General features: G+C 40.3%; 8 protein-coding genes. 5 read left to right on the top strand and 3 right to left on the bottom strand.

Annotated features, from left to right (window positions below):
* Positions 1–455 precede the first annotated feature (455 nt).
* From thrS to rplT, 4 genes are all read left to right on the top strand, one after another.
* Entirely contained in the window at positions 456–2396 is a 1941-nt protein-coding gene (gene thrS / locus ACKWCA_RS23355) for a threonine--tRNA ligase (RefSeq protein ID WP_413980660.1), read from the top strand.
* A 30-nt stretch (positions 2397–2426) separates the two neighbouring features.
* Positions 2427–2981 (top strand): translation initiation factor IF-3, encoded by a 555-nt coding sequence (gene infC, locus ACKWCA_RS23350; protein ID WP_413980669.1) that lies wholly within the window; start codon positions 2427–2429, stop codon positions 2979–2981.
* Between the two features lie 148 nt (positions 2982–3129).
* Positions 3130–3327 (top strand): 50S ribosomal protein L35, encoded by a 198-nt coding sequence (gene rpmI, locus ACKWCA_RS23345; RefSeq protein WP_413980659.1) that lies wholly within the window; start codon positions 3130–3132, stop codon positions 3325–3327.
* A 116-nt stretch (positions 3328–3443) separates the two neighbouring features.
* On the top strand, positions 3444–3788 hold the full coding sequence (gene rplT / locus ACKWCA_RS23340; protein WP_413980658.1) for a 50S ribosomal protein L20: 345 nt from the start codon (positions 3444–3446) through the stop codon (positions 3786–3788).
* A gap of 52 nt (positions 3789–3840) precedes the next feature.
* On the opposite strand, the gene ACKWCA_RS23335 is transcribed toward rplT, so the two are convergent.
* From ACKWCA_RS23335 to ACKWCA_RS23325, 3 genes are all read right to left on the bottom strand, one after another.
* Positions 3841–4443: a hypothetical protein gene (locus tag ACKWCA_RS23335; protein ID WP_413980657.1), complete on the bottom strand. Its 603-nt coding sequence runs from the start codon at positions 4441–4443 to the stop codon at positions 3841–3843.
* A gap of 17 nt (positions 4444–4460) precedes the next feature.
* Positions 4461–4733, bottom strand: a complete 273-nt coding sequence (locus tag ACKWCA_RS23330) for an EF-hand domain-containing protein (RefSeq protein WP_413980656.1) — start codon at positions 4731–4733, stop codon at positions 4461–4463.
* 62 nt (positions 4734–4795) lie between these two features.
* Positions 4796–5218: a secondary thiamine-phosphate synthase enzyme YjbQ gene (locus ACKWCA_RS23325; protein WP_413980655.1), complete on the bottom strand. Its 423-nt coding sequence runs from the start codon at positions 5216–5218 to the stop codon at positions 4796–4798.
* Between the two features lie 85 nt (positions 5219–5303).
* Between ACKWCA_RS23325 and ACKWCA_RS23320 the strand changes: the two genes are divergently transcribed.
* Positions 5304–6107 (top strand): HAD family hydrolase, encoded by an 804-nt coding sequence (locus ACKWCA_RS23320; RefSeq protein ID WP_413980654.1) that lies wholly within the window; start codon positions 5304–5306, stop codon positions 6105–6107.
* Positions 6108–6117: the final 10 nt, after the last annotated feature.

The raw sequence follows: 6117 nt of genomic DNA, 5'->3' as shown, positions 1-6117 counted from the left end.
CAAAAAACTTACAGCCCACCCCTATTAATAAAAGTGGGCGCTGTCTCTACAATATGTCAAATGAACTTCCTTTTCTTGCCCGACATCACTGCCAAAGCGGGTGCAAATATAAGATGGTTTTTTAAATTAAAAACTTTATTTCAATCTTTTTTAAACTTTTTTTTTCACCCTTAATTTAACCTTCTAAATGCTAGAAATTTACGTTTGCACCATTCCATAAAAAGGGTATTAAATTTAACACATTTTATAGTCCGGCGCAACTATTTTAGTCCTAAAAAAGCTGTATTCCTAGTTTTACCCCTACTCTAGCAACCTGTGCTACCCCAAAAAAAAACAAACCGGCTTCAGACACCACACCTCACAAAGTGGTAGATTCACAACAAACCCCCAATAATATATTGTCCGCCTGCGATCAAGACACTATCTTTGTCGCCTTATTATTACGTGACTATATTATGATCAACATAACACTACCAGACGGTACGGTAAAGGAATATCAAAAGGGCACTACACCCATGGAGGTGGCAATGAGTATAAGCGAAGGGCTAGCCCGAAATGTTATTTCCGCTCAGTTCAACGATATCACTATCGAAACCAAAACCCCCTTGAACGAAGACGGCGCTTTGGTACTCTATACCTGGAAAAACGATGAGGGTAAAAAAGCTTTTTGGCACTCGACCTCGCATATTGTCGCTCAAGCGCTTGAAGAATTGTATCCCGGTATAAAATTGACCATCGGGCCAGCCATCGAGAACGGATTCTATTATGATGTGGATTTGCCTGAAGGAAGTATTTCCGATAAGGATTTTCCCATGATAGAGAAGAAGGCCTTGGAAATCGCCAGAGGAAAGCACGATTTTACAATGCGATCGGTTTCAAAGTCCGATGCCTTGACAAAGTATCAGACCGAGGGCAACGAATATAAAGTAGAGCTTATCGAAAATTTGGAAGATGGCACCATTACTTTTTGTGATCATGACACCTTTACCGATTTATGCCGTGGCGGACATATTCCAAATACGGGCATTGTAAAGGCCATTAAGATTTTAAGCGTTGCCGGAGCCTATTGGCGAGGTGATGAAAATAAACCCCAGCTCACCCGGGTTTATGGAACCTCTTTTCCGAAACAGAAAGAATTAACGGAATATCTCGCACTATTAGAGGAAGCAAAAAAGCGAGACCATAGAAAGTTGGGCAAAGAACTTGAACTCTTCACCTTTTCTCAAAAAGTTGGTCAGGGCTTACCGTTATGGCTTCCCAAAGGAGCGGCATTGCGCGAACGACTAGAGCAATTCTTAAAGAAGGCCCAGAAAAAAGCGGGTTACGAAATGGTGGTGAGTCCACATATCGGACAGAAAGAACTCTATGTCACTTCTGGCCATTACGCAAAATATGGAGAGGACAGTTTTCAACCCATTCATACGCCCAAGCAAGATGAAGAGTTTCTATTAAAACCCATGAACTGCCCCCACCATTGTGAGATTTATAAACATAGGCCATTCAGTTATCGAGAGTTGCCCAAACGGTATGCTGAATTCGGTACTGTATATCGGTACGAACAAAGTGGTGAATTACACGGTTTAACACGAGTACGCGGTTTCACTCAAGATGACGCCCACATTTTCTGCACTCCAGATCAACTGGACCAGGAATTCAAAAACGTAATCGACCTCTCCTTATATGTATTAGGTTCTTTGGGATTCGAAAACTTTAGGGCCCAGGTTTCAGTACGTGATTTGGATAAGCCGGAAAAATACATCGGTTCTGTAGAGAATTGGGAAAAAGCGGAAAACGCCATTATCAATGCGGCCGAAGAAAAGGGATTGGATTTTGTTATCGAAAAAGGTGAGGCTGCTTTCTACGGACCAAAATTGGATTTTATGGTGAAGGATGCGCTTGGGAGACAGTGGCAACTGGGTACCATTCAGGTCGACTATAATCTACCCGAACGTTTTGACCTAACCTACAAAGGGTCTGATAATGAACTACATAGACCCGTTATGATTCATCGTGCGCCTTTCGGAAGCCTAGAACGTTTTATTGCCTTATTACTAGAGCACACCGGAGGTAATTTTCCATTATGGTTGATTCCTGAACAGGCGATAATTTTACCGGTTAGCGAGAAAAACGAAAAATATGCTGAAAAAGTTTTGAAATCCCTAGAAAATAACGAAATTCGCGCGCTTGTCGACAGTAGAAATGAAACCGTGGGCAAGAAGATACGTGAGGCAGAAATGAACAAGATTCCATTTATGCTGATTGTTGGGGAAAACGACGAAAAGGCCCATACCATTTCTGTCCGGCGGCATGGAGGAGAAGACTTAGGCGCATTGAAAGTCGAAGACTTTACCCACTTGGTCGATACGGAAATAAATAGTACCTTAAAGTCGTTTTAAAAGATAAAGTTTAATTAAAATTTACAAGTCATAGCAATACGAAAAAGATTTAGGCCCCAACCTAGAAGGGAGAATAAGAACCCTCACAAAATTAATGAGAGAGTTATCGCTCCAGAAGTACGTCTGGTCGGTGATAATGTGGAAGTTGGTGTGTATCCATTGGCCAAGGCCATGGAAATTGCATCCGAAGCGGGATTGGATTTAGTGGAGATTTCTCCCAAAGCCAATCCACCTGTTTGTAAAGTAATCGATTACAAGAAGTTTCTTTACGAGCAAAAAAAGCGTGAAAAAGCCATGAAGGCCAAGGCCTCTAAAGTGGTGGTTAAGGAAATTAGGTTCGGTCCGAATACGGACGACCATGATTACGAGTTCAAGAAGAAACATGCTGAAAAGTTTTTGAAAGACGGGGCAAAATTGAAGGCCTATGTATTTTTTAAAGGACGATCCATTGTTTACAAAGACCAAGGAGAGATTCTACTTTTGCGTTTGGCTTCTGAACTAGAGGAATTGGGAAAGGTGGAACAAATGCCACGATTGGAAGGAAAGCGAATGACCATGTTCATCGCACCAAAGACTAAGAAATAACGACTTAAAGTCGTTTGACTATAAAATACTAAACGCTGCTGGCCGCTGGTTAGCAGCGTTTAGCATGCAAAAGGCTCCTTTGACCGTGTTGGGGAACCTTACTAAAAACTAAAGCACGGTAAGTGAGATAATTTAAAATAGGAGAAAAATGCCTAAGCAAAAAACAAAGTCCAGTGCCAAAAAGCGCTTTAAGCTTACAGGAACTGGAAAAATTAAGAGAAAGCACGCTTTCAAGAGTCACATTTTGACCAAGAAATCTAAAAAGCGTAAGCTTGCGTTAACACATGATACGTTGGTACACCCATCGGATGTTAACAGTATTAAAGAACAATTGCGTTTAAAGTAAACGTTCTTTTCAGGTAATTTAATCATTAACCATGGAGTTAGGCCATTAGAAAGAATTCAGAATTTTGAATTTCGTATTCGGAATTAGGAATCGCCTACTACAAAAAATTAAAAATTATGCCAAGATCAGTGAATGCAGTCGCTTCAAGAGCCAGAAGAAAAAAGGTAATGAAGCAAGCCAAAGGGTATTTCGGAAGACGTAAAAACGTTTGGACGGTTGCCAAAAATGCGGTTGAAAAAGCAATGTTATATGCTTACAGAGACCGAAGAAACAAAAAAAGAACTTTTAGAGCTTTATGGATTACCCGAATTAATGCGGGTGCCAGAATGCACGGAATGTCTTACTCTCAGTTTATGGGGAAGGTCAAAGCCAATGGCATCGAATTGAACCGTAAGGTTCTTGCCGATTTGGCGATGAACCACCCAGAAGCTTTTAAAGCTATTGTAGAGAAAGTAAAATAAATCAGTAAAATCTCACTTAAAAAAGCCAGCGCAATTGCGCTGGCTTTTTTCGTTAGTTCACCAAATAGTTTATTCTTTTAATCAAGTCCTCATAATCCGTAGCTTCAGTTCGTAATTCGATCAAACCAAATGTCGTCGCAGCTGAAGTAACCACGTAGTGGGTCTGATGAAAGTAACCTTGTTGACCACGAATTCTATACTTGATCTTTACATATTTTGACCTTTCTGTTTGAGTCAGTTTTTTTTCTAACCGTTCATATGAACCCTTACCATAAGTAGCGCTCATATTTTGCTCCAATAGCCCTAGGTATTGGTTGGCATCCGATTTGGAAAAGTTGATGTATTCCGATTTCAATATCAATATGACGTCATTACTATTTTCTTGGTTTGAAAATAATGCATAGTCCTTTCGGTCCGCCTCAAGAAACTTCAGCAATCCATTGAGTAATGACATGCTGTCTTTCTTTGCTACTATATAAGGTAAGTTTTCATAGGTAATCCTATCATAATTCAGGGGAAGAAGAAGTGTCCCCTTGGCGTACTCAATATAGTGCTCGGTAAAGCTCTCCGCTTTGAAAGTAGGTCTTTTTTTATCTTTCTCCTTACAATTACACAAAGAAAATACCAGGAGCGTTATAAAGATCAATCTCGGCATACATACCATACAATGCCCTAAGTGGTCTTTATTTTAGCAACGGCCGCTTTGAACTCTTGCCAATCGATTAACTCGTCATCGCTTTTATCATAGCCTTCTATTAACTTTGAACTAACTAGTCCACGTAAAAAGCCACTGACCTTAGCTTCCTCGAGTAACTTCTTGATTTCACTTTTTTTTAGCTTTCCGCTACCATCGGCATCAAAAAAACTGAACGCTTCTTCCGGTGTATCGAAATGATTGGTAATCAAAATTTGAATCTTGTTCAGAATACTTTCTTCCGTTGTCATCTATATCGTTTATGGTTTATATTCTTCGCTTGTGGTTTTTTAGCCAAAATCATGAGATCGACTCAACTTCCGTAAGCCGTGAGTACCAAATTTCTACCCGCGGCATTATTTCGGTGTTCCGCGAGATAGATTCCTTGCCAAATACCCAAATTCAATCTTCCGTTGGTAATTGGTATTTGAACAGAAGACCCCAATAACGATGCTTTTATATGGGCAGGCATATCGTCGGGTCCTTCATAGGTATGTATATAATACGGTGCTCCCTCGGGAATCATTTGGTTCATATGGCTTTCAAAGTCTATTCGAACCGTAGGATCTGCATTCTCATTAATCGTCAGACTTGCCGAAGTGTGCTTGATAAAGACCTGTAACATTCCTATTTGAATTTCCTTTATCTCAGAAATACCTTCTAGAACCATTTCAGTAACCAAATGAAACCCTCGTTGGAAGGGTCTTAATCGCAATTCACTTTGATAAAACTTCATTTCACTATTGTCTTATGATAAAACTTCTCGTTCAATCGCAATATTAAAATAAGAAGAAATACCTTTGGCAGCTAAAATTCGGAAGATGAATTTATCACAGATCAAACTGGTAGTAACCGACATGGATGGCACCTTGCTCAATTCGAACCATGAAGTAAGTTCACGATTCTTTGAGCTCTATGAAGCCCTTAAAAAGCGCAACATCACTTTTGTGGCTGCCAGTGGACGTCAATACCACAGTATTGTGGACAAGTTAGATCGTATCAAAAACGAAATCATCGTTATCGCCGAGAATGGAGCACTTGTCAAACAACATGAAGAAGAATTGTTGGTAACCCCCTTACAACGCTCATTGCGAAATGAACTGCTTTCCGAAATACAATATATCGATGGTGCGCATGCCATGCTCTGCGGCAAGTATATCTCGTATTTCGATGGTCAATCCGTGGCCTTTTTAGATCAACTGAAAGAGTATTATTCAAGCTATGAAGTTCAGGAGTCTTTTGACAGTGTTACGGATGAAATTTTAAAAATAGCGGTCTATCACCCCATTAGTGCGGAAGACTATATCTACCCCGCTATGGAATCGTTTGATGGAAAAATCAAAGTCAAGGTCTCAGGCAAAAACTGGGTGGATCTAAATCATGCCAATGCCAATAAGGGTTTTGCTCTTCAAAACGTCATCGAGCGATTGGGATTGTCAGCGGATAACGTATTGGCCTTTGGGGACTACAACAATGATGTGGAGATGCTCGCACTCACCAAGAATAGCGTTGCCATGCAAAATGCACATCCGAATGTTTTAGAGGTAGCAAATTATACTACCACCAGCAACGATAACTTCGGAGTAGAACGGGTTTTGGAAAAACTTCTGGAACAACAAAACTGAATACTTAGGT

The sequence above is a fragment of the Maribacter corallii genome, assembly GCF_047345415.1.
Classification (GTDB): Bacteria; Bacteroidota; Bacteroidia; order Flavobacteriales; family Flavobacteriaceae; genus Maribacter_C.
Note: the sequence above shows the minus strand (reverse complement) of the source record. Positions and strands in the feature narration are given on the sequence as shown.

What these genes read in the sequence shown, in the direction of transcription:
- thrS (WP_413980660.1), top strand. Translation starts at nt 456, where the DNA reads ATGATCAACATAACACTACCAGACGGTACGGTAAAGGAATATCAAAAG.
- rpmI (WP_413980659.1), top strand. Translation starts at nt 3,130, where the DNA reads ATGCCTAAGCAAAAAACAAAGTCCAGTGCCAAAAAGCGCTTTAAGCTT.
- rplT (WP_413980658.1), top strand. Translation starts at nt 3,444, where the DNA reads ATGCCAAGATCAGTGAATGCAGTCGCTTCAAGAGCCAGAAGAAAAAAG.
- ACKWCA_RS23335 (WP_413980657.1), bottom strand. Translation starts at nt 4,443, where the DNA reads ATGCCGAGATTGATCTTTATAACGCTCCTGGTATTTTCTTTGTGTAAT.
- ACKWCA_RS23330 (WP_413980656.1), bottom strand. Translation starts at nt 4,733, where the DNA reads ATGACAACGGAAGAAAGTATTCTGAACAAGATTCAAATTTTGATTACC.
- ACKWCA_RS23325 (WP_413980655.1), bottom strand. Translation starts at nt 5,218, where the DNA reads ATGAAGTTTTATCAAAGTGAATTGCGATTAAGACCCTTCCAACGAGGG.
- ACKWCA_RS23320 (WP_413980654.1), top strand. Translation starts at nt 5,304, where the DNA reads ATGAATTTATCACAGATCAAACTGGTAGTAACCGACATGGATGGCACC.